Consider the following 23,636-nt stretch of genomic DNA (forward strand, 5'->3'; position numbering starts at 1 on the left):
GGTCACACGGCGATGAACTCCTCGTACGCCGCCCGCAGTTCGTCGGCCGCGTCCCGGCCGGCGGGCCGCAGCGGGGCCCGGACCGGACCCGCAGGCAGGCCGAGCGAGTTGAGCAGCGCCTTGACCGTCACCGTGCCGGGCAGCCCCGCCGCCATCATCAACTCGATAAGCGGCGTGGCACGTTGTTGGAGGCGGGCGGACACGGGGGTGTCGCCCGCCTCGAACGCGTCCAGGATCGCCCGGAGTTGAGCCGGGACGACGTTCGCGACGGTACTCACATACCCAGCCCCGCCCACCGCGTACAGCGCGAGGATGTGCTCGTCGCACCCCGCGTAGTACGCCAACTCGGTCCGGCCCAGCACCTTTTGGGCGCCGAGGAAGTCGTAGGAGCAGTCCTTGACCGCGACGATCCGGGGGTGCTCGGCGAGCCGGATCATCGTCTCCGGTTCGATACGGGTGCCGGTGCGGCCCGGGATGTCGTAGAGCACGAGAGGCAGCCCCGAGGCGTCGGCGACCTCGCGGAAGTGCGCCTCCAGGGCGTCCTGCGGGGGCCTGCTGTAGTACGGCGAGACCACCAACACCCCGTCCGCGCCCGCCTTTTCGGCCTGGAGGGCGAGTTCCACGGTGTGCCGGGTGTCGAAGGTGCCGACGCCCGAGACGAGGGAGACCCGCTCACCCACGGCCTCGCGGACGGCCGTGATGAGCGCCGCCTTCTCCCCGTCCGTCGTGGTCGGCGACTCCCCGGTCGTCCCGGACAGCACGAGCCCGTCACACCCCTCCGACACCAGCCGCTCGGCGAGGAGTTGGGCACCGGGGAGGTCGAGTTCCCCGGCCTCGGTGAAGGGGGTGACCATCGCGCACAGGGCGCGACCGAAAGGGGGCGGGGCGGAGGTCGCGGCGTTCGTCATGGGAGTAGTCTCGGCAGAGCGACAGTGAAGCTCCACTTAATTCTTCTACCTGGTATTGGTAAGGGATGCTGCGCAATGGTGGGTGACATCGAGCGGATCGACCTGGGCGAAGTGCCTCGCCCTGCTCACCCACCCGCCCGTCATCACCTACGGCGCCCGCACCCCGCCCGGCGCGAAACTCGCCTCGATCGGCATGCGCATCCGGGGCGGCGTGACGATGACCTCCCTGGCCCAACTGGCAGCACAGCAGGGCCGATCCGTACCCTCGGAGGCAGAGGTCAGGGACGCGGTGGCGAAGGCGTTGGGGGCGGCGTGACGGGGAGCGGCGACACCGGGGATTCCGTACGCCACCGCGACGACGGCGTCCCGCTGGAGCGTTTCACCGGCCGCGTGCTGGTGGTCTGCCCCCGCTGCGGCGGCCGCGCGGTCGTGGTCCCGCGACCCGGTCTGCCGGCGCCCAGGTACGCCACGGAACTGCTGTTCCAGCCACGGCGGTTGGCATGCTCAGGGTGCGGGGCCGTCGCCGAGTGGGTGGCCGCGATGCGGGACAACGCGCTGGTCGGGGTGGCGCCGGGCGGCACCGAGGACCCCTTCTTCCATCGGCCCCTCTGGCTGCAGACCCGGTGCGTCGGTCACATCCTGTGGGCCTACGACGAGGTGCACGTCGACGCCCTCGCGGCCTATGTGGGCGCGCGGTTGCGCGAACGGGGCGGGCTGTCGCCGACGAGGGCGATGGTCGCCCGGCTGCCTGCCTGGATGAAGACCTCCGAGCACCGCGCCGAGATCCTGGCCGGCCTGGAGACCCTGCGCGGCCTGGCCGGGCGCTCGGCCCCCGCCGACCGCTCCGACGCCGCCCACGAACACGGCGACCGCCCTCGGCCGTACAGAAGCCTCTACTTCCGGGGCGGCCCGTACTGAGGCTCCAGGCCCAAGGCCCTATGTCCAATTGGCCCCCTCATGGGTCACCATGGCCAGGAAGGTCACCGACGTGGGAAGTTGATCCACCCCTGGTCACGGGAGGCGTCATGAAGCTCGGCAAGGCACTGGCCACCGGAGTCGCCGAGGAGCGGCCGCAGATCCACGAGGAAGAGCTCGAACTCCCCGAGACGGCCGCGGAGTTCGCCGAGGAGAAGGCGCCCGAAGAGGTCCCGGCCGTCCGATGAGGCTGCGGCTCCCCGAGGAACGTCCGACGGAGCCGCCGACCGGATTCAAGATCGCCCACCCGGTGCTGTCCCAGGACGGCACCCGGACCGGGTTCACCGGTGTGTCGCTGGGCGGCGCGCTGCCGTACGGAGTCGTGGCCGACGCGTCCTGCGTGTACGGCCGCCGCCACCGTTCGCCCGCGCGGCTCTGCGACTGCGGCTTCCACTGTGTGCACGAACGGGCAGCCGCGGAAGCCCTGTTGTGCACCGCCGAGCACCGCGCGGCGGTCCTCCTCGACATCACCGTGCTCGGCACCTACATCCGCTTCGAACTCGGCTTCCGCTACGCCCGCCAGCGCGTCCGCACCGCCACCGTCGGCCCCTGCGCCTGCTGTGCCCGGGCCGTCGCGCTCGCCGACGCCGGTTGGGGCAGGCCCGGTTGGCGCGCCCTGGCCGCCGCGTGCGAGGGCTGCGTCCGCGGTCGTACGTCCGTCTCGCTCGCCGAGTTCGCCCGGCTGGCCGGGGACGGGCTGCGGGTGGTGGCGGGCGGTGACCTCGTGGAGACCGTCGACCCCGGACTTCCCGAAGGGCTCGGCGTGCCCGAACTCGTCGCGGAGGCAGCCCTGTTGCAGGCCCGCCTCGACTGGTTCCAGAGCCGGTTGGCGCAGTTGGAGGAGGGTGGGGCACAGAAGTAGGGCGGGCCTTGACCTCAAGTTCGGTCGAGGTTGAAGGCTGGTCGGCACACACCCGTACCGATCACCGGAGGCCCGCATGACCGCCACCCGCCGGACCGACTCCCACCCCGACCTCGCGGACCCCCGCGTCGGCGCCCCCTTCTTCAGCACCTGGCGCGTAGGAACCCCCCTGCGCCAACGGCAGTCCGTCGAGGCGATCGCGGCCGCCTGGGAACGCCGCCCCTGGCCCGCCGGCGACCTCCTCGGCTACCACGTCTACACCGGCCACGACGCCTCCACCCTGCTGCACTACTCACAGTGGACGAGCGAGCCGGCGTACGAGACCTTCGCCAAGACCCACCGTCAGGAGCGCGTCGACGAGATCGACACCGCCGTACCGCGCATCGAGCGTCTCGGCCTCGGCCGCTACCGCCACTACCGCAGCGGCGGACCGGCGGACCGGGGCGGCCGTGTCCCCGGTTGCGTCGTGATCGTGGACATCGAGTTCGAGGGCCCCGACCCCGACCGCCAACACGCCTGGGTGGACGCCGTGTTCGAGGCCCTGGAGAACGAACCCGCCCCGCACCCCGGCGGCATCTCCGCCCACTTCCACCTCTCCACCGACGGCACCCGCGTCCTCAACTACGCCGAGTGGGACAGCGCCCAGTCCCACCTGGACGCCCTCGCCGCCCCCGGCGACGGCATCGGCTCCGCCACCGCAGCCTGGCAACGCGTCCAGACCTGGCCGGGCCTGAAGAGCACCACGGTCAGCCGCTACGACCACGCGCTCGGCCTCGTACCCGAATAGCCGCCGCCTCCGAGCTGAAGGCCCTGCCAGCCGACAACCTCACCCGCCTAGACAAAAAAAGTGTTCGGTGAGACGGTGGACGCATGCTGGACGTCACCGTGATCGAGGACCCCGAGGCCGCAGCCGCCTCGCTGGACCCCATAAGGGCCCGGCTGCTCGCCGAACTGGCGGCCGGACCCGCGTCGGCCACCATGCTGGCCGGCAAGGTCGGACTGCCCCGGCAGAAGGTGAACTACCACCTCAAGGCGCTGGAGCGGCACGGCCTGGTCGAGCTGGACGGGGAGCGGCGCAAGGGCAATGTCACCGAGCGGGTGATGCGGGCGACCGCCGCGTCGTACGTCATCTCGCCGCTCGCGCTCGCCGCCGTGCAGCCGGACCCGGACCGGTTCCGCGACCAGCTCTCCGCGCGCTGGCTGCTGGCGCTCGGCGCCCGCCTGGTGCGGGACGTCGGTTCGCTGATCACCGGCGCGACCAAGGCGCACAAGCGGCTGGCGACCTACGCGCTGGACGGCGAGGTGCGCTTCGCGTCCGCCGCCGACCGGGCCGCGTTCATCCAGGAGTTGACCGCCGGGGTGAGCGCCCTCATCCGCAAATATGACGCGGGGGAGTCCGAGGAAGGCCGCGACCACCGGATCGTCGTCGCCGTCCACCCCACGGTCAAGAAACCACCCACCCCAGAACTGGACCAGTAGAACCATCAGGACCAGTAGGACCAGTAGTACTCAGGAGCTAGCCATGTCCAAGGAATTCGAGATCGTCTACGAGTTTGAGGTCGACGCCACTCCGGAGGAGGTGTGGGCGGCCATCACCGACGGCACCGGCGGCTGGCTGTGGCCGATGGAGTACGACGCCGAGAACCGCGTCGGGCCCTTCGGGTCCACCCTCACGAACTTCGACCCGCCGCACCGGCTCACCGCCCGCACCGAGGACGTCGGTTTCCCGATCCAGAGCCTCAACCAGATCGACGAGACCATCGAACCCCGCGACGGCGGCCGGCGGGCCTGGGTGCGGTACGTGCACAGCGGCATCTTCACCGACGACTGGGACAACCAGTACGACGGCGCGAGCAAGCACAACGCGTTCTACCTGCACACCCTGCGGGAGTACGTCACCCACTTCGCGGGCCGGGCCGTCGCCTTCGCCACGCTCAACGGGCCCGATGCCTCAATTGCCCCCGACGCGCTGGAAGTTACGGCCCGGGCGCTCGGCCTCGCGGACGACACCGCCGAGGGGGCGCGGGTGCAGGCCCGCGGGCCCGAGGGCCAACTCCTGGACGCCGTACTGGACTTCCGCAGTCCGTACTTCATCGGGCTGCGTACCGACGGTGCCCTCATCCGCTTCTTCGGGCGCAACCAGTGGGGCGCCCCGGTCGGCGTCAGCGTCCACGACTTCGCGCCGGGCGCCGACGCCAAGGCGAACGAACTCGCCTGGCAGAACTGGCTGGACGGGGTCTTCGCCTGACCTGGTGCAAGTCGGCGAGACCCCGTCTACCCCCCCCGTGAGCCCCCCCGTGGCTCCCCGCGGGTGCTACGGCTGGAAGCGCAGCACCTGCGGGTCGTGGTCGCTGATCTGGTCGTTGAACTCCGAGTTGATGTGGACGCTGTCGTACTCGAAGCAGTCCTTGCGGACCGACGGGCTGATCAGGATCTGGTCCAGGACCTGCTCGTTGCCCTGGTAGTCGTACGTGTAACGCTCGTTCTTCGGCAGGGACTTGATCGCCGAGTACAGCTCGCCGTCGCCTTCGAGGATCTTCGCGGTGTCGGAGAACTCGAAGTCGTTCATGTCGCCGAGCGTGATGACGTCCGCGTTCTTCTGCGCGGCCAGGATCTCGTTGACGAAGGCGTTGACCGCCGTCGCCTGCGCGTGGCGCTGGGTCTCCGAGCTGCGGGTGACCGGCTGGTACTGCGCGGTCAGGGGCTGGTCGCCGCCCTTGGAGATCAGGTGGTTGGCGATCACGAAGACCGTCTTGCCCTTGAAGACGAACTCGCCCGCGAGCGGCTTGCGGCTCGCGCTCCAGGCCGCGTTGGCCGGGTCGATCCGGCCCGGGGACGCGGTCAGCTGCGCCTTGCCGTGCACCTTGGTGACACCGACGGCGGTCGTCGAGTCGCCGCCCGCGCGGTCGGTGAAGGAGACCCGCTCCGGGTTGAACAGGAACACCTGGCGGATGTTGCCGCCGGGCTCGCCGCCGTCCTGGTCGTTGACCGGGTTGATCGAGCGCCAGTCGTACTTCGGGCCGCCCGCCGCGACGATCGCGTCGATCAGCTTGTTCACCGTGACGCTCGCGTCGACCGTGCCGTCGTCCGTCGCACCGTTGTCGTCCTGGATCTCCTCCAGGGACACGATGTCGGGGGACTGCAGGTTGTTCACGATCGCCGAGGCGTGCGCGGCGAAGGTGCCGTCCGACGGGTCGAGGTTCTCGACGTTGTACGTCGCCACCGCGAGCTGGCTCTTCGACTGCTTCTTCGTCGTCTCGCGCTTGAGGCCGGCGCTCTTCACGGCGCCGATCTCGTTCGCGACGAGGGTGTAGCCGCCGTACTGGTTGAAGTCCAGCGGTCCGTCCGTGGTGCCGGTCAGCTTGTCGCCGACGTTGACGACCGGGAAGTCCGCCGTCGCGCCCAGGGACTGGATCTGGAGGCGCCCGCCGTTCTGCGAGTCGTAGGAGCCGTAGACCGTGCCGCCGCGCTTGGTGGCGTTCTCGTGCGGCTTCACCGTGACCCACAGCTCCGCGTACGGGTCGGTCGCGGTGACCACGCGGGCGTCGGAGACCTGGACGTTCATGCCCTCGAGGGACTCGTAGTAGTCCAGGGCGTACTTCTTCGGCTGCAGCGTCAGCGCGTTGACCGAGTTGCTCGCGGCGGTGTCGCCGGCCGGGGTGTACCGGCTCGGCACGGAGCGGTCGCTGATCACCGTGGCGGCCGGTACGGCGTTGCCGCTGGAGACGACGGTGACCGTCGGCTTGGTGATCTCGGTGAGCGACTGGTTGCCTGTGGAGGCACCGCCCGGGACGTACTCGGAGACCGTGCCGGAGACGGTGACCGAGTCGCCGACGGCGACCTTCGGCGTGGAGCTGGTGAAGACGAAGACGCCCTCGCTCGTGGCCGGGTTGTCGTCCGGGGTGGCGTCCTGGAACCAGAACCCCTTGGACGAGCCGTACGTACGGACGCCCGTGACGATGCCCGGTACGTCCGCGACCTTCTGGCCGGCGTACGGGGACACCCGGGTCGTGCCCTGGATGTCATGGATGCGCACGCCGTCGGCGTGCGCGGGCGAGGTGAGAACGATCGTGGACGCCATGGAGCAGACGGCGGCGACGGTCAGCGCGGCAAGGCGCGCGGAGGACTTGCTCGGCAACGGGATCCCTCCGGGGACATGCATGAGTGCCGGGACGAGGGTGATTGGAACACGTACTGCGGCGGTGGGAGCCGCGACCGGTGGGGCGGTAGCGACGCGCGTAGAAGATACCCGGATCAGGTGTCCATGACATTTCTACGCGCGTCAATCTCATTGCGGGGCCGCCCAGTTGTCAAGGTTTCAGCCATGTACTCCTCGTGGCCGGAACATGAACCGGGCGGCATGGGTCGAAATCCGTCTAGGCTGAGCGGCTGAGTCGTGTGTCGTGTACGGCCGTCGTACGGCCTTCGAGGCGCCCTAGGAGAACCCACCGATGTCAGACAGCTCCCCCTTGCCGCCGGTGCGGCTGCACTCCGAAGCGGAGCTGGCGCGCGACGCGCTGTCCACCCCCCTGCTCGCCCGGGCCGCCCGGCTCGCCCGCTGGACCGGCCCCGACACCCGGATCGACGCCGGTGGCAGCCTCGTAGACGAGCAGCTGCCCGCCGCTGCCGAGCTCCTCGGGCTCACCGGCGACGACGCCGCGGCCGACGCCAGCGAGGCCTGGCGGGTCGCCGTGGACACCGGGCTCGTCGAGGTCGTCGACGAGGAGGAGGGCACCGTGACGGCCGGAGAGGAGCTGGCGCTGCTCACCTCCGGCTCGCCCGGCGACGTGCTCGCGGTGTGGCTCGGCGCCCTCGACACCCTCCTCGCGGACGCGAGCGTGCCCGATCTGGACGGTCTTGTCGACGCCATGGACGACGGCGGCGAGGTCGATTTCTCGTCACTCGACTGGGACCCCGAGGCGGAGGCCGAGTTCCTCGACGGCGTCCTCGGAAATCTGTACCTGCTGACCGTCAACGAGGAGGGCCCCGGTGACGGCCCCGTCCCGCTGCCCGCGCTGGCCGCCTCGATGATCGTGCCCAGCGACATGGGCGAGCCCACCAACGACGTCCTGGAGCAGGTCTCCGACGCGATGATGCGCCTCGACGACCAGTTCCGGCTCCTCGAACCGGTCGGCATCGTCGAGTACCAGCCCGTCGACGAGGCCCTCATGGCCGACCCCGACGAGCCGGCGGACGGCCCCGCCGCGTCCGTCGACGAGACCGACGTCACCCGCTACGGCATGGTCCGCCTCACCCCCCTCGGCCTCTATGGCCTCCGCGCCCGCCTCCTCGAAGCAGGCTTCGCCGCCCCCGCCGTAGGGGATCTCGCGGACAAGGGCGCGGACGCGCTGCTCGACGGGACGTCCGGGTTCCCGCAGCGGGCGGCGCAGGCCGAGATCGAGCAGTGGCTCGCCGGGCGTGAACCCCTCGACGCGGCACGGGAGTTGCTCGCCGCGGCCCGCGGCGGGGACTCCGGCGCACCCCTGCGCCGGCTGCTCTGCCAGCAGGCGCTCTCCCTCGTCGGCGCGGAGGCCGAGCCCGCACTGCGCGCGGTGCTCGACGACCCCGAACTGGGCGGCCTCGCCCGGGTCTGGCTGAGCGAACGCGGTGCGAGCGACGTCCCCGCGCCCTCCGAGGACCTGGTGTTCTGGCTGACCGTCGACACGGTCGCCGCGCAGCTCGCCGCCGAGGGCAACTCCGAGGAGTTGCAGGCCCTGGTCGAGGGCCTGGCCCAGCAGCACAACGGATTCTTCGCGGCGGCCTGGCGCGTCGACCACCCGGCGACCGCGGACGTCCTGGAGGCGATGGGCCGCCTGCACCCGGACAAGCGGATCGCCAAGGAAGCGCGGAAGGCGGCCTTCAAGGCCCGCTCCCAGCAAGGGAATTGACCTGATCCACCCTGCGGGACTTTTGAGTTCCATGGGTGAGCGCATACGGCTTCGTGGGTGATCTCTTACGGATTCATGGAAGAGGGCCCGGCGAAGTCGTCCGGTGTTCAACTCGTGTTCAGACATGGGCGGAAGCGTGGCGCCGACCGAGGTCCGCCACCCTCCACGGCACACCCACCGTCACAGGAGACACGCATGTCGCTCACCCGCAGGGATTTCACCGCCAAGTCCGCGATGACCGGTGCCGGGGTCGCGCTGGCGGGCAGCGTCGGCGCCCTCGCCACCGCGCCCAACGCCCTCGCCGCCACCGACTCCGACACCGAGTCGGCGGCGGACTACGGACACGACCACGGACACGGGCACACCGGCGTCGGCTACGGCCCGCTGATCGCCGACCCGGACGGCCTCCTCGCCCTGCCCGCCGGCTTCAAATACCGCGTCATCACGTACAGCGGCAGGACCAAGCTGGAATCGGGCGAGTTCACCCCCTCGAACCACGACGGCACGTCCACCTTCGACGGCCCGCGCGGCGCCACCCTCCTCGTCAACAACCACGAGCTGGCCGGCCCCCGCGCCCAGTGGCCCCACCCCGTCCCGCTCACCGAGGGCCTCGTCTACGACCCCGCCGCCGCCGGTGGCTGCACGGTCGTCGAGGTCCGCCGCGACCACGTCGCCGAGTGGGTCGGCATCGCCGGCACCGCCACCAACTGCGCGGGCGGCAACACCCCTTGGGACACCTGGCTCACCTGCGAGGAGACCGAGGACAAGGCCGGCACCAACGGCTTCACCAAGGACCACGGTTACGTCTTCGAGGTCGACCCGGTCGACCGCCGCGCCAACCGAAACCCCAAGCCCATCAAGGCACTTGGCCGCTACGCCCACGAGGCCGTGGTCGTCGACCCCAAGCGCGGCCACCTCTACCTGACCGAGGACGCGGCGAACCCGAACGGCCTCCTCTACCGCTGGACCCCGCCCGAGCACTTCCACCACGGCCGCGGCAAGCTGCGCACCCTCGCCGACGACGCGGGCGTCCTCCAGGCCTTCAAGTGCTTCGACTCCGGCGGCAAGTTCATCGACGACCTCTCCCGCGCCACGAAGATCGGCACGGTCTACGGCGTCGACTGGATCGACGTCCCCGACCGCGACGCCAGGACGACCTCCGTCCGCAAGCAGTTCGCGGCCGGCGAGGTCACCCGCGCCCGCAAGCTGGAGGGCATGTGGTGGGGTGACGGCGGCACGTACATCGTCTCCTCGTTCGCCCGCACGGAGAGCCCCGTCCAGCACGACGGCGCCGTCTGGTTCTACGACCCCAAGCGCCGCACTCTCACCCTCAAGGTCCTGATCGGCGTCAACCCGGACCCGTCCGTGGACGGCGCGTTCGACGGCCCCGACAACATCACCGTCTCTCCCTACGGCGGTCTCGTCATCGCCGAGGACGGCGAGGGCGTCCAGCACCTGTTCGGCGCGACCGAGAGCGGCCGCACGTACCCGATCGCCCGCAACGAACTCAACATCGGCACCGAAGAGAAGCCGGAGTTCAGCGAGTTCACCGGCGTGACGTTCTCGCCCGACGGCAAGACCCTGTACGCGAACATCCAGACACCGGGGATCATGCTCGCGATCACTGGTCCCTGGAAGCGGCAGAAGCGCGGCTGAACTCCCGTACGGAATTAATTGGTTGGCCCCTCCGGAGCTGTGCCTCCTACTCTGAGATCACAACAGCACGCACCTCCCGGTGCGAAGGCTGCGGCTACTTCTCTCTCAAAGAATCCACGCCGCAGCCGTTTTTGATCTCGGGAGGCGCAGCTCATGGTGGGTGCCCGGTGCGCAGGCAACGGTTACTTCATTGGATCGGGCGGTTGCGGGTTCGAGTCCCGTCATCGACTTCGGGTCGGTGTAGCTCAATTGGGTAGAGCACCTGGAAAAGTCCGTCGCCGCCTCTGAACTCGGGCACCCACCTTTCGCTGCGCGCTCCCTCCGAAACACCAAGGAATTCGGGGGAATTCACCATGGCGCGGTTCAACACCAAGGCGGCGAAGACCCAGCCCACTTCGCGGGTCACCTCCACGGGCCGAGTACTCCGTACCTACCAGGGCGGCCGGGGCCGTGAGCGCGACGCGCGCTCCGAGCTCTTCCTGCTCGCGGTCGCCAACTTCGTTTCCCAGCAGACCTTTTACGAGTCCGGCGCCGACCGCGACGACCGCTTCGCGACCCTCGTGCGCGAGCTCGCCGTCACCGACCCGGACTGGACGGCAGGCCTCCTCGGCTGGCTGCGCGGCGAGGGCAACCTCCGTACGGCCGCCGTCGTGGGCGCCGCCGAGTACGTGAAGGCCCGCCTCGACGCCGGCGCCACCGACGGCCCCTCGAACCGGCAGGTCGTCGACTCCGTGCTGCGCCGCCCGGACGAGCCCGGCGAGCTGCTCGCGTACTGGACCGCGCGCTACGGCCGCAACATCCCGAAGCCGGTCAAGCGCGGTGTCGCCGACGCCGTACGACGTCTCTACAGCGGTAAGTCGCTGCTCAAGTACGACACCGCGTCCAAGGGCTACCGCTTCGGCGACATCCTCAACCTCGTGCACGCGGCGCCGGACCCGGACAAGGCGTGGCAGGGCGAGCTGTTCCAGTACGCGCTGGACCGCCGGCACCACCCGGACACCGCCGTACCGCCCGCGTCGAACCAAGTCCTCACCGCGCACCGCGAGTTGATGGCGCTGCCGGTCGAAGAGCGGCGCGCGGTCGTCACGGCGGCCGACGGCGCCGAGCGGCTCGCGGCGGCCGGGATGACGTGGGAGGCGCTGGCCGGCTGGCTCCAGGGCCCGATGGACAAGGCGGCCTGGGAGGCGGTCATTCCGTCCATGGGTTCGATGGCGCTGGTCCGGAATCTCCGCAACTTCGACGAGGCCGGGGTCTCGGACGAGGTCGCGGCCCGGGTCGCGGCGAAGATCAGCGACCCGGCGGAGGTCGCGCGCTCGCGGCAGTTCCCGTTCCGCTACCTCGCCGCGTACCAGCACGCGCCCTCGCTGCGCTGGTCGTACCCGCTGGAGCGGGCGCTCGGCCACTCGCTGGCCAACGTGCCCGCGCTGCCGGGCCGCACGCTGGTGCTCGTGGACCGCTCGGGGTCGATGTTCCACTCCCGGCTGTCCGACCGCTCGGAGCTCAACCGGGCCGACGCGGCGGCGATCTTCGGCACGGCGCTCGCGCTGCGGGCGGCGGACGCGGACCTCGTCGAGTTCGGTACGACGAGCAAGCGCCTCGACCTCGGCGCGGGTGAGTCGGTGCTCAAGGTCCTGGGCCGCTTCGGCGACCTGGGCGGCACCGACACCACCTCGGCGGTCCGCTCGCACTACCGGGGCCAGGACCGGGTGCTGATCATCACCGACGAGCAGGCTTCGTACAGCCACTACGGCGACCCGACCGAGCAGGTCCCGGCCGGCATCCCGGTCTACACCTGGAACCTCGCCGGGTACCGAGCGGGCCACGGCCCGTCCGGTACGGCGAACCGGCACACCTTCGGCGGCCTCTCGGACGCGGCCTTCCGGATGGTGCCGCTGCTGGAGGCGGCCCGGGACGCGGACTGGCCCTGGGCGGCTTGAGAGGCAAGGTGTGGCCCGCACTTTCACGGGGAGTGCGGGCCACACCCTTGTCCACGTGGGCGCACCCTTGCCCGACCGAGGATTGACATCTAACATTTCAGTTCATGAACGCCCTACGGCCCGTCCCGCGCACCCTCCTCCGCGACCGCGCCTACGAAGCGATCCGCGACGCCATCGTGGCCGGGGACATCGAGCCCGGGGCGGTGGTGCGGGACGCCGATCTCGCCGAGCGGCTCGGGCTGTCGCGGGCGCCGGTGCGGGAGGCGTTCTCGCGGCTGGTGGAGGAGGGGCTGCTGGAGAGCAAGCCGCAGAGCTACACCCGGGTGACGCCGGTCGTGGCCGCCGAGGTACGGGACGCCGCCGCCGTCGTCGGGGCCATGCACGAGTTGGTGACCCGGGTCGCCGTACCCCTCTTGCGCGACACGGACGTCGACGTCATGCGCGCGGCCAACGACCGGTTCGCCGCCGCCGTGCACGCCGGTGACGTGGACGCGGCCCTGCGCGCCGACGACGAACTCCACGACGTCCTGGTGCGGGTGAGCGGCAATCGCGCCGCCGCCGCCACCGTCGCCCGCTACACCCCGCTCATCCGCCGACTGGAGCGACGACGCTTCGGCGAGGGCGGCTCCTGCCGTTCGGCCGGGCTGCACGAGCGGCTGATCGAGGCCTGCGCGGACGGTGACACGGACGGTGCGGTCCGCGTCACGGCCGACATCTGGCACACCCTCGCGGACCTGACCGATGCTGACTGACCCTGGAGGTCTCATGTCCCTTTCCTCGTACGACCGTTACCCCCTCCTCTTCGGCCCCTCGCCCGTCCACCCGCTGGAGCGCCTCACCGCCCACCTCGGCGGCGCCTCGATGTGGGCCAAGCGCGAGGACTGCAACTCCGGTGTCGCGTACGGCGGCAACAAGACCCGCAAGCTGGAGTACCTCGTCGCCGACGCCCTCGCGAAGGGCTGCGACACCCTCGTCTCGATCGGCGGCGTGCAGTCCAACCACACCCGCCAGGTCGCGGCCTGTGCCGCCCGTGCCGGGCTCAAGTGCGTGCTGATCCAGGAGAGTTGGGTGGAGTGGCCCGACTCCGTCTACGACAAGGTCGGCAACATCCTGATCAGCCGCCTCGCCGGAGCGGACGTACGCCTGGTGAAGGCCGGGTTCGGCATCGGCTTCAAGGAGAGCTGGGAGCAGGCGCTGCGGGAGGTCGAGGAGAGCGGCGGCAAGCCGTACGCCATCCCGGCCGGCGCCTCCGACCACCCGCTCGGCGGCCTCGGCTTCGCCAACTGGGCCCACGAAGTCGCCGAGCAGGAGCGGGAGTTGGGCGTCTTCTTCGACACCGTGGTGGTGTGCTCGGTGACCGGCTCCACCCAGGCGGGCATGGTCGCCGGGTTCCGCGCGATCGAGGAGGCGGGCGGCCGCGAGCGCCGGGTGCTCGGCATCGACGCCTCGGCGAAGCCCGCCGAGACCCGCGAGCAGGTGGCCCGTATCGCGCAGGGCACCGCCCAACTGATCGGCGTCAAGCGCGAGTTGACCCTCGACGACGTCGAACTCGACGACCGCTACCACGCCGGCGTCTACGGCATCCCGGACGAGACCACCCTGGAGGCGATGCGCCTCGCCGCCCGCACCGAGGGGATGGTCACCGACCCCGTGTACGAGGGCAAGTCCATGGCCGGGATGATCGACCTGGTCGCCCGGGGCGAGATCGCCGCCGACTCCACGGTGCTCTACGCCCACCTCGGCGGCCAGCCCGCGCTGGACGCGTACAGCGCGCTGTTCTAGGCCGACTCCCGGGCGCCCTCGGCCCGTTCGGGTTTCCTGCCGGTGATCACGAACGCCGAGACCAGCAGTGCGGTCAGGGCGATCAGCGCGCCGACGCCGAACGCGCGGGCCGAGCCGTGGACGAGGATCTCGGACGGTGACCCGGTCGCGTGCCGGGTCGCCGTGCCGAACACCGTGACCAGGATGGACAGTCCGAGGGTGCCGCCGAGCCACTGGAGGGTCTGGAGGAGGCCCGACGCGGCGCCCGCCTCGCGGGGTTCGATGCCCGCGAGGATCGTCGCGTTGAGCGGCATGAAGCTGAGTCCGACACCCACGCCCAGCAGAAGCAGCGGGCCCAGCAGCCCGGTCAAGTAGCCGTCGTCCGCGCGGAGTTGCGACAGCCATGCCGCCGATACGGCGAGCAGCGCCATGCCGGTGAGCAGCACCGGCTTGGCGCCGAAGCGGGCCAGCAGCCGGGGCACGAAACGCACGACCGTGAACAGCGCCAGTGTCATCGGCAGGAAGGCGAAGCCCGCGCGCAACGGGCTGTAGTCCAGGACCCGTTGGCTGATCAGGGTGAGGAAGTAGAACGCGCCGAACATGCCCGCCGGCAGCAGCAGGACGCCCGCGTAGCCACCCGCGCGGTTGCGGTCCGCGAACAGCCCCAGCGGCATGATGGGTTGGGCGGCGCGGGACTCGACCACGGTGAAGCCCGCCAACAGGGCCGCCGCGCAACTGAACCCCAACTGCGCCTGCATGTCGCCCCATCCGTCCGACGAGACCCGGATGAACGCGTACACCAGCGAGGTCATCCCGGCGGTGCCGGTGAGCGCGCCCGCCGCGTCGAACCGGCCCGCGTGGCGCGGGGGTTCGGCGACGAAACGGGGGAGGGCGGTGGCCACCGCGATGCCGATCGGCACGTTGATCAGCAGGGCCCAGCGCCAGGACGCCCAGGAGGTCAGCATGCCGCCGATGACCAGGCCTATCGAGGCGCCGATGCCGGCCATGGAGGTGTAGATGCCGAGCGCGTGGTGACGGCGCGGGCCCTCCGGGAAGTTGGTGGTGATCAGGGCGAGCGTGTTGGGTGCGATGAGCGCGGCGCCCATGCCCTGCAGCGCGCGGGCCGCGAGCAGCCAGGCGCTGTCGGTGGCGAGTCCGCCGAGCAGGGAGGAGGTCGCGAAGAGCAGGACGCCGATCGTGAGCGTACGGCGGCGGCCCACGATGTCTCCGACCCGGCTGCCCAGCAGAAGCAGCCCGCCGAAGGCGAGCGTGTAGGCGTTGAGGACCCAGGACAGCCCGGTGGGGCTGAAGCCGAGGTCTTTCTGGATGTCCGGCAGCGCGACGTTGACGACGGTGGAGTCGACGCCGACCATCAGATAGGCGGTGACGACGGTGAAGAGGACGGTGCCGAGCCTGGCGGGTCGGGGCGGTGCGGAGAGAGGATCGACGGTGGTGGACGGTGCGGACGGGGTGGACATGGAGTTCTCCCGGTCTGGCGTCCCCGGCTGAGAGACGTGCGGGCAGCACGGACTGCCCGCAGAGGTAAGCGGGGACTGTCTCCGTTTAGTACTCGGTAAGATACGGAGACAGTCCCCGGTTCGCAAGGAGTATCTGGATGGCCCAGGTCAGACCCATGCGCGCGGACGCCCGGCGCAACTACGACCGACTGCTGAAGGTCGCGGCGGAGTCCTTCGCCGAGCACGGGGAGAACGCGTCCCTCGACGACATCGCCAAGCGCGCGGGCGTCGGGTCAGGGACGCTGTACCGGCACTTCCCGACCCGGCAGGCACTGCTTGAGGCGGCCTACGTCGACCGGATCGAGGCGCTCGGCACCCGCGCCGACGAGCTCGCGAAGGAGCTGCCCCCGGGCGAGGCGCTGGCCGAGTGGCTGTACGAGGTGTGCGTCGGCACGATTCAAGTGCGCGGTATGAAGGCCCTGTTGGGCTCGGCCGTGACGGACGGCAACAATCTCGCGCTCACGGCCTGCGGCACGCATATGAAGGGCGCGGCGCAGCGGCTGGTGGAGGCGGCGCAGCGGGAAGGGACCCTGCGTCAGGACATCGAGCCGATCGAGGTCCTGCGGCTGGCCCACGGAGTGTCCACGGCCTCGGAGTTGGCGAACGGGCAGGGGAAGTACATCCGCCGCTATCTGTCCCTGCTGACGGACGGGCTGCGGCCCGCTGCCCGGCCGGAGTGAACGCCGGGCGCCCCTCGGAAGGGGCGCCCGCAGCGGTCGTAGGACTGTATGTGGTGGTTACAGCGCTTGGGCGGCCGGCTTCACCATCCCCCGCACCGTGCGGGACTTCACGAAGTCGCCCATCGCGGTCATGTCCCATTCGCCGGAGAACTGCTTGACCAGCTTGGCCATCATCACGCCGGTCTGGGACTCGGCGTTGGTGAGGTCGAAGCGGACCAGTTCCTCGCCGGTCGCGGCGTCCAGGAGGCGGCAGTAGGCCTTGGCGACCTCGGTGAACTTCTGGCCGGAGAAGGAGTTGACCGTGAAGACCAGGCCGGTGACCTCCTGGGGGATGCGGCCGAGGTCGACGACGATCACCTCGTCGTCACCGCCGCCCTCGCCCGTCAGATTGTCCCCGGAGTGCTTGATCGCGCCGTTCAGGATCGAGAGCTTGCCGAAGTAGCAGCTGTCGATGTGGTTGCGCTGCGGGCCGTAGGCGATGACCGAGGCGTCCAGGTCGATGTCCTTGCCCCGGTAGGCGGGCTCCCAGCCGAGGCCCATCTTGACCTGGGAGAGGAGCGGGCGGCCGCCCTTGACCAGGGACACCGTCTGGTTCTTCTGGAGGCTGACGCGGCCCTTGTCGAGGTTGATCTTTCCGGCGCCGAGCGGGGGTGCGGCGGGCGGGGCCGGGGGTGCCACCGGGGTCTGCACCGTCGGGGTGGGCGGGGCCACCGGCGCCGGAGCCGCCGCCGGCTCCTCCACCGAGACGCCGAAGTCCGTGGCGATGCCCGCCAGGCCGTTCGCGTAGCCCTGGCCGACCGCGCGGGCCTTCCAGACACCGTTGCGCAGATAGATCTCGACGACCACCAGGGCCGTCTCGGCGCCCAGTTGAGGAGGCGTGAAGGTGGCCAGCACCGAGCCGTCCTCCGCGTTGCGGATCGTCGCCGTCGGCTCGATGCCCTGGAAGGTCTGCCCCGCGGCGTCGGGGCTCGCCGTGACGACGATCTTCTCGATGCCGGGCGGCACCGCGGCCGTGTCGACCGTGATCGCGTCCGGGGACGTACCGCCGCCGGAGCGGTACGTCACACCCGGGCCGTTCGGCTGGTTGTAGAAGATGAAGTCGTCGTCCGAGCGCACCTTGCCGTCGCCGGTGAGCAGCAGGCTCGACACGTCGAGCCGCACGGGGGCGGCGACATCCACGGCCACCCGGGAGACCGGAAGAGGGATGTTCGAGCCTGGGGTCATAGCTGTCATGGCTCGTGAACGAACGGCACCGCTTTACCGTTCCCTTACCGTTGAACCGCCCCCGTTCGGCTCAGGGGACCAGGTTCAGGGAATCACGACGATCTTCCGCCCCACCCCCGCCGCGAACTGCTCCAGCGCCTGCGGATACCGCTCCAGCTCTATCCGGTCGCTGATGAAGATCTCCGGGTCGAGGACCCCGTTCGCGAACAGCTCCGCCGCCCGCTCGAAGCTGTGCAGCACCGCCATGGAGCCGGTGATGGTGATCTCCTGGTTGTAGATGCGGTACGGGTCGATCGACACCCGGGTCGCGTAGTCGGCCACCCCGAACTGCAGGAACGTGCCCGCCTTCGCCACCCGGCCCAGGCCGTCCTGGATCGCCGCCGCGTTGCCGGTCGCGTCGACCACGAGGTCCCAGCCCTGCGGCTTGTCCAGCTCGTCCGCGTTCGCCGCCGAGCCGGAGACCCCGAGCGTGCGGGCCGTCTCCAGGCGGGCCGGGTTCAGGTCCACGATGTCAACGCTCGCCGCGCCGGTGCGCTTGGCCAGCTCCAGCATCATCAGGCCCATGGTCCCGGAGCCGTAGATCAGGACGTGCGCGCCGAGGCGGGACTTGAGGACGTCGTAGCCGCGCACCGCGCACGACAGGGGTTCTACGAGGGCCGCGTCCTGGGTGCGGACGTGCTCGGGTAGCTTGACGCAGTTCGCCACCGGGGCGACGGCGTACTGGGCCGCGCCGCCCGCCGTGGTGACGCCGATCGCGGCCCAGCGTTCGCAGAGGTTGTTGTGTCCGTTGCGGCACTGCCGGCATTCGTAGCAGTACAGGGACGGGTCCACGGCCACCTGGTCGCCGACCGAGACCTCGGTGACCTGGGTGCCGACCGCGACGATCTCGCCGGCGAACTCGTGGCCCGGCACGATCGGCAGCTTGGGCGCGAACTCGCCCTGGAGGATGTGCAGATCGGTGCCGCACAGCCCGCAGGCGGCGACCTCGACGACGACCTCGCGGGGGCCCGGCGTCGGGTCGGGGACCTCGGTGACGACGGCGCGGCCCACGGACTCGATGACGGCGGCCTTCATTTCACGGCTCCCAAGGAGAGGCCCTGGACCAGCTTGTCCTGGGCGGCGAACCCCGCGGCGAGCACCGGCAGGGAGATGACGAGCGACGCGGCGCACACCTTCGCCAGGAACAGGCCCTGGCTGGTGATGAAGCCGGTCAGGAAGACGGGGGCGGTCTCCGCGACCACACCCGTGAGGACCCGGGCGAACAGCAGCTCGTTCCAGCTGAAGATGAAGCAGATGAGGGCTGTCGCGGCAATACCAGGGAGGGAGATCGGAGCGACCACGCGCGCGAGGATGGTCGGCAGCCGGGCGCCGTCGATCTGCGCCGCCTCGATGACGGCGACCGGGACCTCGGCGAGGAAGGACTGCATCATCCACACCGCGATCGGCAGGTTCATGGAGGTGTAGAGGATGACCAGGAGCCAGATGTTGTCGAGCATCCCGGCGTTCTTCGCGAACAGGTAGATCGGCAGCAGGCCCGCCACCACCGGGAGCATCTTCGTGGAGAGGAAGAAGAACAGGACGTTGGTCCACTTCTTCACCGGGCGGATCGACAGCGCGTAGGCCGCCGGGAACGCCAGCAGCAGCACGAAGAGTGTCGAAGCCACGGACGCGACAAGGGAGTTGACCAGCGCGGGCCAGGGGCTCGCGCCGCCTCCGGTGCCGAAGAAGTCCCGGTAGCCGTCCAGGGTGAGGGCGGCCCCGAAGGACGGCGGGTTGGTCGCCGCGTCCGCCTCCGAGTGGAAGGACGTCAGTGCCATCCAGGCGATGGGCAGGAAGAACACGATGCCGAGCACCCAGGCCACCAGGCCGAGGCCGGCGCCTTTGCGGCGGGCACGCGCGCGTACGGCGATGCTGCTCATGCGCGGGACGCCTCCTCACGGAACAGGGACGACACGACGCGCAGGGCGAAGGTCGCGATGATGATCGAGCCGATGACGACCAGGACGCCGGCCGCCGAGGCGAGGCCGTTCTCGTGCGCCTGGTAGAAGCTCTGGTAGACGGTGTAGGGCAGGTTGGCGGTGCCCAGGCCGCCGGACGTGATGGTGAAGACCGCGTCGAAGTTCTGGACGATGTAGATCGAGCCCAGCAGGGCGCCGAGTTCGAGGTAGCGGCGCAGGTGCGGGAGGGTCAGATAGCGGAAGACCTGCCAGTCGCTCGCGCCGTCCACCTTCGCGGCCTCGATCTGCTGGTGGTCGCGGCTCTGGAGGCCGGCCAGCAGGATCAGCATCATGAACGGCGTCCACTGCCACACCAGGGATGCCTCGACCGCGAGCAGCGGGGTGTTGGAGATCCAGTCGGGCTGTGGGCCGCCCACATAGTGCAACAGCCCATTGAACAGGCCGTATTCAGGGTTGTAGAGCACATGCTTCCAGAGCAGGGCCGCGGCCACCGGCACCACCAGGAAGGGAGCGATCAGCAGCGTGCGGACGAAGCCCCGGCCCTTGAACTTCCGGTCCAGGAGCAGCGCGAGCAGCAGCCCGAAGACCAGGCTGGCCAGCACCACCGCCACGGTGAGCAGGATGGTCGTCCACACGGAGTGGCGCAGGTCCGCGTCGGTCAGGACCTGGTGGTAGTTGTCGAGACCGGTGAAGTGCCGGGCCTTCGGGTAGAGCGCGTTCCAGTCGAAGAACGAGATCACCAGCGTGGCCACGAACGGGAGTTGGGTCACGACGATCATGAAGATCAGGGCGGGGAGCAGCGGGGCACGGGTGGCCCAGGCGCGCAGTCGGTCGGAGGGCTGCCGCGCGGTACGAGTTGGGCTGGTGGCCAGCGGGGCCGTTGTCGTGGCGGTCATCGTCCCTCGTACTCCTTGGAGATCTGCTCGGCGAGTTTCTGGGACTTCTTCAGGGCCGAGTCGACGGACTGCCGTCCGGCGATGGCCGAACTGATCTCCTGGGAGACCTTCGTGCCGAGGTCGGTGAACTCGGGGATGTCGACGAACTGGATGCCGGGCGCGGGCCGCGGCTGCACGCCGGGGTCGTTCGGCTTGGCGCCCTCGATGGCCGCCTTCGTCATCTCCTGGAAGGCGGCGGCCTCCTTGACGTAGTCCGGGTTCGTGTACGTCGAGGCGCGCTTGCCGGCCGGCACGTTGGACCAGCCGTCCGTGTCGCCGACCAGCTGCTCGTACTGCTTGCTGGACGCCCATGACACGAACTTCCAGGCCTTGTCGGAGTTGTGGGACGCCTTCTGGATGCCCCAGGCCCACGTGTACAGCCAGCCCGAGGAGTCGGTCTTCTCGACCGGCGCGGGGACGTAGCCGATCTTGCCCTTCACCGGGGAGCCCTTGGCCTCCAGCGAACCGGCCGCGGAGGTGGCGTCGTACCACATGGCGACCTTGCTCTGCGTGATGTTGTTCAGGCACTCGGCGAAGCCGGACTGGGCCGCGCCGGACTCGCCGTGCTTGCGGACCAGGTCGACATAGAACTTCGTCGCCTGCTCGAACGCGGGGGAGTCGAGCTGTGCCTTCCAGTCCTTGGTGAACCAGGTCCCGCCGAAGGTGTTCACGACGGTGGTCAGCGGCGCCATCAACTCGCCCCAACCGGGCAGCCCGCGCAGGCAGATGCCCTTCATGCCGGGCTTCGCGCCGTCGACCTTGGCGGCTATGTCGGCCACCTGGGTCCAGGTCGGGTGCGCGGGCATCGTGATGTTCTTCTCGGCGAGCACGTCCTTGCGGTACATCAGGAAGGACGACTCGCCGTAGAACGGCTGCCCGTAGAGCTTGCCGTCGTCGGCCGTCAGCGACTCCCGCATCGGCTTGAGGATGTCCTGCTCGTCGTAGGCCGGGTCCTTCGCTACGTAGGAGTCCATCTCGTGCAGCCAGCCGTTGCGGGCGTAGATCGGGATCTCGTAGTTCGAGAGGGTCGCCACGTCGTACTGGCCGGCCTGGTTGGCGAAGTCCTGGCTGATCTTGTCGCGGACGTCGTTCTCGGGCAGCACCGTGAAGTTGACCTTGATGCCGGTCTCCTTCGTGAAGTGCGGGGCCAGCTTCTGGAGTTCGGTCATCTGGGGGTTGTTGACCATGAGGACGTTGATCGAGTTGCCGCCGGATCCGGCGCCGCCCGCTCCGACCCAGCAGCCGGAGAGCAGCGGGGCGAGCAGCGTCCCTACGGCGGCCAGGGCGAGCGTGGCTCGCGGCGGCCGTCGTCGGCTCTGGGTTCGCATGGATCGCTCCTGCAGATATGGGGAGAAATAGGGTGCGCACGGGAATGGCACACCCCTGGTGGGTGAGTTGGGATTTCAAACGGGGTGTTAGACGCGGATGACCTGTGGCCCCAGCAAGGAGTAGCGGTGGGCTTCGGCCGACGGGAGCAGCGTGCTCGTGACGATCGTCTCCAGGGCGCCGATCTCGGCGAACCTGCAGAAGCTGACCGCCCCGAACTTGGTGTGCACGCCCGCGAACACGGTGCGCCGGGAGGCGCGGATGGCCTGTGCCTTGACCTCGCTCACGGCGGGGTCGGGCGTGGTCAGGCCGTGTTCGCGGGAGATGCCGTTGGCGCCGATGAAGGCGAGGTCGAGGACGAAGCCGGCGAGCATCTTCGTCGTCCAGTGGTCCACGGTGGCCAGCGTGCCGTGCCGGACCCGGCCGCCGAGCAGCAGCACCGAGGTGTTCTCCGACTCGGCGAGCACGCCCGCCACGGGCAGGGACGCGGTGACCACGGTCAGCGGCCGGTCCCTGGGCAGCGCCTCGGCGATGAGCTGGGGGGTGAAGCCCTCGTCGACGAAGACGGTCTCGGCGTCCCCGAGCAGCTCTGCCGCGGCGACCGCGATCCGGCGCTTCTCCGGGACATGGCTGGTGGCGCGGAAGGCGAGCGTCGTCTCGAAACCGGCGCTCTCCACGGGGTAGGCGCCGCCATGGGTCCTGCGGACCAGCCCGTGGTCCTCCAGGGCCCGCAGATCCCGCCGTACGGTCTCCTTGGCCACGCCCAGCTCGGCGGCGAGCGCGGTGACGTCGACCGAGCCGGTGCGGCGCGCGGCCCGCACGATCTCCCGCTGGCGTTCCTCCGCCGAACTCGTGCTCATGGCCGACACCGCCTTTCCGCTCACCTGGAGTACTGCCCGTTCGGGCCCGGTGGGACCCTTGGGGGAAGTTCTACAGCCGGTGCGCGGCACTGACCAGGCCTGTTGCACGCCCGATGCTGCCCGTGTGTGACCGTTTACCGCGCGCTGTGCCCGTCGCGGACCTGCGCGGCTGTGCGCCGGGGCGTGAGATCGGGCAGCGTCCGTGCCCGAACATGCCTGCGGGCGGGCCCGTTCGGTGCCCGCCCGCGTCTCCGGAGTGCCTTTTCCCGTCAGTACGGCCAGATCGGCGGGTCGTTCACGAAGTGGCCGCCGAGATAGGCGTGCGCCTCGACGTCCGGCTGGAGCTCGCCCTGCTCGGCGATGATCTTCTCGGCGTACGGCTCGGAGTCGTCCCGCGGTTCGTAACCGAGCGCCCGCGCGGTCGAAAGGTCCCACCACAGGCGGGTGTTGGCGGAGGAGCCGTAGACGACGGTGTGCTGCACGTCCTCGGCGGTGAGGGCCGCGTGGAAGAGGCGGGCGCCGTCGGCGGGGCTCATCCAGATCGACAGCATGCGCACGCTGCTGGGCTCCGGGAAGCAGGAGCCGATGCGTACGGAGACGGTCTCCAGGCCGTGCTTGTCCCAGTAGAACTGCGCCAGGTCCTCGCCGAAGGACTTCGACAGGCCGTAGAAGGTGTCGGGGCGGTGCGGGGTGTCGATGGGGATGAGCGGGTCGTCGCCCTGGGGCCTCGGCGTGTAGCCGACGGCGTGGTTGGAGGAGGCGAAGACGATGCGCGGGATGCCCTCCTCGCGGGCGGCCTCGTAGAGGTTGTACGTGCCCTCGATGTTCGACGCGAGGATCTTGTCGAAGGAGGCTTCCAGGGAGATGCCGGCGAGATGGATGATCGCGTCGACGCCCCGCACGGCCTCGCGGAGCGCCGCGCGGTCGGAGAGGTCGGTGATGATCGCGTCCGGCGCGCCCTCGATGGGGCGGACGTCCAGCAGGCGCAGCTCGTAGCCGTAGGAGGGGAGCAGGTCCCGCATCAGGGTGCCGAGTCCGCCTGCGGCGCCGGTGAGCAGAACGGTGCGGGGAGCGGGCATCCTCGGTCTCCTTGGGATCGACAGTGGATGGCTGACCTCATCCATGAATGATATTCACATGCATGGACAA

General features: G+C 70.1%; 23 protein-coding genes. 13 read left to right on the plus strand and 10 right to left on the minus strand.

Annotated features, from left to right (window positions below; all coding sequences use genetic code 11):
* Nucleotides 1-2: 2 nt before the first annotated feature.
* Nucleotides 3-908, minus strand: coding sequence for a 4-hydroxy-tetrahydrodipicolinate synthase (dapA, locus tag OO69_RS25755; RefSeq protein WP_078652561.1), 906 nt, complete (start codon nt 906-908; stop codon nt 3-5).
* Nucleotides 909-990: 82 nt separating this feature from the next.
* Between dapA and OO69_RS53075 the strand changes: the two genes are divergently transcribed.
* The 7 genes from OO69_RS53075 (at nt 991) to OO69_RS25785 (ending at nt 4,993) form a co-directional block, all read left to right on the plus strand.
* Nucleotides 991-1,224: a hypothetical protein gene (locus tag OO69_RS53075; RefSeq protein WP_033283147.1), complete on the plus strand. Its 234-nt coding sequence runs from the start codon at nt 991-993 to the stop codon at nt 1,222-1,224.
* Complete coding sequence (locus OO69_RS25765) at nt 1,221-1,826, plus strand: hypothetical protein (protein WP_033283148.1); 606 nt, start codon at nt 1,221-1,223, stop codon at nt 1,824-1,826. The genes OO69_RS53075 and OO69_RS25765 overlap by 4 nt, the downstream gene beginning before the upstream one ends.
* Nucleotides 1,827-1,933: 107 nt before the next feature.
* Nucleotides 1,934-2,071: a hypothetical protein gene (locus OO69_RS52550; RefSeq protein ID WP_199811026.1), complete on the plus strand. Its 138-nt coding sequence runs from the start codon at nt 1,934-1,936 to the stop codon at nt 2,069-2,071.
* On the plus strand, nt 2,068-2,745 hold the full coding sequence (locus tag OO69_RS25770; protein ID WP_033283149.1) for a hypothetical protein: 678 nt from the start codon (nt 2,068-2,070) through the stop codon (nt 2,743-2,745). Before OO69_RS52550 ends, OO69_RS25770 begins: the two co-directional genes overlap by 4 nt.
* Nucleotides 2,746-2,821: 76 nt before the next feature.
* Nucleotides 2,822-3,532 (plus strand): antibiotic biosynthesis monooxygenase, encoded by a 711-nt coding sequence (locus tag OO69_RS25775; protein ID WP_033283150.1) that lies wholly within the window; start codon nt 2,822-2,824, stop codon nt 3,530-3,532.
* An 83-nt stretch (nt 3,533-3,615) separates the two neighbouring features.
* On the plus strand, nt 3,616-4,224 hold the full coding sequence (locus OO69_RS25780; protein ID WP_033283151.1) for an ArsR/SmtB family transcription factor: 609 nt from the start codon (nt 3,616-3,618) through the stop codon (nt 4,222-4,224).
* Between the two features lie 43 nt (nt 4,225-4,267).
* Nucleotides 4,268-4,993 carry an SRPBCC family protein gene (locus OO69_RS25785; protein ID WP_033283152.1) on the plus strand — a complete coding sequence of 242 codons (726 nt, stop codon included), beginning with the start codon at nt 4,268-4,270 and terminating at the stop codon, nt 4,991-4,993.
* 66 nt (nt 4,994-5,059) lie between these two features.
* Here the strand turns inward: OO69_RS25785 and OO69_RS25790 are convergent, their stop codons facing one another.
* Nucleotides 5,060-6,883: an endonuclease/exonuclease/phosphatase family protein gene (locus OO69_RS25790; protein ID WP_033283153.1), complete on the minus strand. Its 1,824-nt coding sequence runs from the start codon at nt 6,881-6,883 to the stop codon at nt 5,060-5,062.
* Between the two features lie 313 nt (nt 6,884-7,196).
* On the opposite strand from OO69_RS25790, the gene OO69_RS25795 reads away from it, so the two are divergent.
* From OO69_RS25795 to OO69_RS25815, 5 genes are all read left to right on the plus strand, one after another.
* Nucleotides 7,197-8,633 (plus strand): hypothetical protein, encoded by a 1,437-nt coding sequence (locus OO69_RS25795; RefSeq protein ID WP_033283154.1) that lies wholly within the window; start codon nt 7,197-7,199, stop codon nt 8,631-8,633.
* A gap of 195 nt (nt 8,634-8,828) precedes the next feature.
* Complete coding sequence (locus OO69_RS25800; protein ID WP_033283155.1) at nt 8,829-10,289, plus strand: alkaline phosphatase PhoX; 1,461 nt, start codon at nt 8,829-8,831, stop codon at nt 10,287-10,289.
* Between the two features lie 353 nt (nt 10,290-10,642).
* Complete coding sequence (locus OO69_RS25805; protein WP_033283156.1) at nt 10,643-12,226, plus strand: TROVE domain-containing protein; 1,584 nt, start codon at nt 10,643-10,645, stop codon at nt 12,224-12,226.
* Between the two features lie 104 nt (nt 12,227-12,330).
* Nucleotides 12,331-12,978 (plus strand): GntR family transcriptional regulator, encoded by a 648-nt coding sequence (locus tag OO69_RS25810; RefSeq protein WP_033283157.1) that lies wholly within the window; start codon nt 12,331-12,333, stop codon nt 12,976-12,978.
* Between the two features lie 13 nt (nt 12,979-12,991).
* Nucleotides 12,992-14,008, plus strand: coding sequence for a 1-aminocyclopropane-1-carboxylate deaminase (locus OO69_RS25815; RefSeq protein ID WP_033283158.1), 1,017 nt, complete (start codon nt 12,992-12,994; stop codon nt 14,006-14,008).
* On the opposite strand, the gene OO69_RS25820 is transcribed toward OO69_RS25815, so the two are convergent.
* The gene (locus tag OO69_RS25820; RefSeq protein ID WP_033283159.1) at nt 14,005-15,465 is read right to left on the minus strand and encodes an MFS transporter; all 1,461 of its coding nucleotides are present in this window, start codon (nt 15,463-15,465) and stop codon (nt 14,005-14,007) included. The two genes, OO69_RS25815 and OO69_RS25820, sit on opposite strands and share 4 nt — an antisense overlap.
* A gap of 137 nt (nt 15,466-15,602) precedes the next feature.
* Here OO69_RS25820 and OO69_RS25825 point away from each other — a divergent pair, with 137 nt between their 5' ends.
* Entirely contained in the window at nt 15,603-16,184 is a 582-nt protein-coding gene (locus OO69_RS25825; RefSeq protein ID WP_033283160.1) for a TetR/AcrR family transcriptional regulator, read from the plus strand.
* A gap of 57 nt (nt 16,185-16,241) precedes the next feature.
* Here the strand turns inward: OO69_RS25825 and OO69_RS25830 are convergent, their stop codons facing one another.
* The 7 genes from OO69_RS25830 to OO69_RS25860 form a co-directional block, all read right to left on the minus strand.
* Nucleotides 16,242-17,408, minus strand: a complete 1,167-nt coding sequence (locus OO69_RS25830; protein WP_033283161.1) for a TerD family protein — start codon at nt 17,406-17,408, stop codon at nt 16,242-16,244.
* An 84-nt stretch (nt 17,409-17,492) separates the two neighbouring features.
* Complete coding sequence (locus tag OO69_RS25835; RefSeq protein WP_033283162.1) at nt 17,493-18,482, minus strand: zinc-dependent alcohol dehydrogenase family protein; 990 nt, start codon at nt 18,480-18,482, stop codon at nt 17,493-17,495.
* The gene (locus tag OO69_RS25840) at nt 18,479-19,327 is read right to left on the minus strand and encodes a carbohydrate ABC transporter permease (RefSeq protein ID WP_033283163.1); all 849 of its coding nucleotides are present in this window, start codon (nt 19,325-19,327) and stop codon (nt 18,479-18,481) included. Before OO69_RS25840 ends, OO69_RS25835 begins: the two co-directional genes overlap by 4 nt.
* Nucleotides 19,324-20,262 carry a carbohydrate ABC transporter permease gene (locus tag OO69_RS25845; RefSeq protein ID WP_033283164.1) on the minus strand — a complete coding sequence of 313 codons (939 nt, stop codon included), beginning with the start codon at nt 20,260-20,262 and terminating at the stop codon, nt 19,324-19,326. The genes OO69_RS25840 and OO69_RS25845 overlap by 4 nt, the downstream gene beginning before the upstream one ends.
* A complete protein-coding gene (locus OO69_RS25850; RefSeq protein ID WP_033283165.1) occupies nt 20,259-21,629 on the minus strand; it encodes an ABC transporter substrate-binding protein in 1,371 nt (456 codons plus the stop codon). The genes OO69_RS25845 and OO69_RS25850 overlap by 4 nt, the downstream gene beginning before the upstream one ends.
* Nucleotides 21,630-21,716: 87 nt before the next feature.
* Nucleotides 21,717-22,487, minus strand: coding sequence for a DeoR/GlpR family DNA-binding transcription regulator (locus OO69_RS25855; protein ID WP_033283166.1), 771 nt, complete (start codon nt 22,485-22,487; stop codon nt 21,717-21,719).
* A 269-nt stretch (nt 22,488-22,756) separates the two neighbouring features.
* On the minus strand, nt 22,757-23,566 hold the full coding sequence (locus tag OO69_RS25860) for an NAD-dependent epimerase/dehydratase family protein (protein WP_033283167.1): 810 nt from the start codon (nt 23,564-23,566) through the stop codon (nt 22,757-22,759).
* Nucleotides 23,567-23,636: the final 70 nt, after the last annotated feature.

The sequence above is a fragment of the Streptomyces sp. NRRL F-525 genome (assembly GCF_000716605.1).
GTDB lineage: Bacteria > Actinomycetota > Actinomycetes > Streptomycetales > Streptomycetaceae > Streptomyces.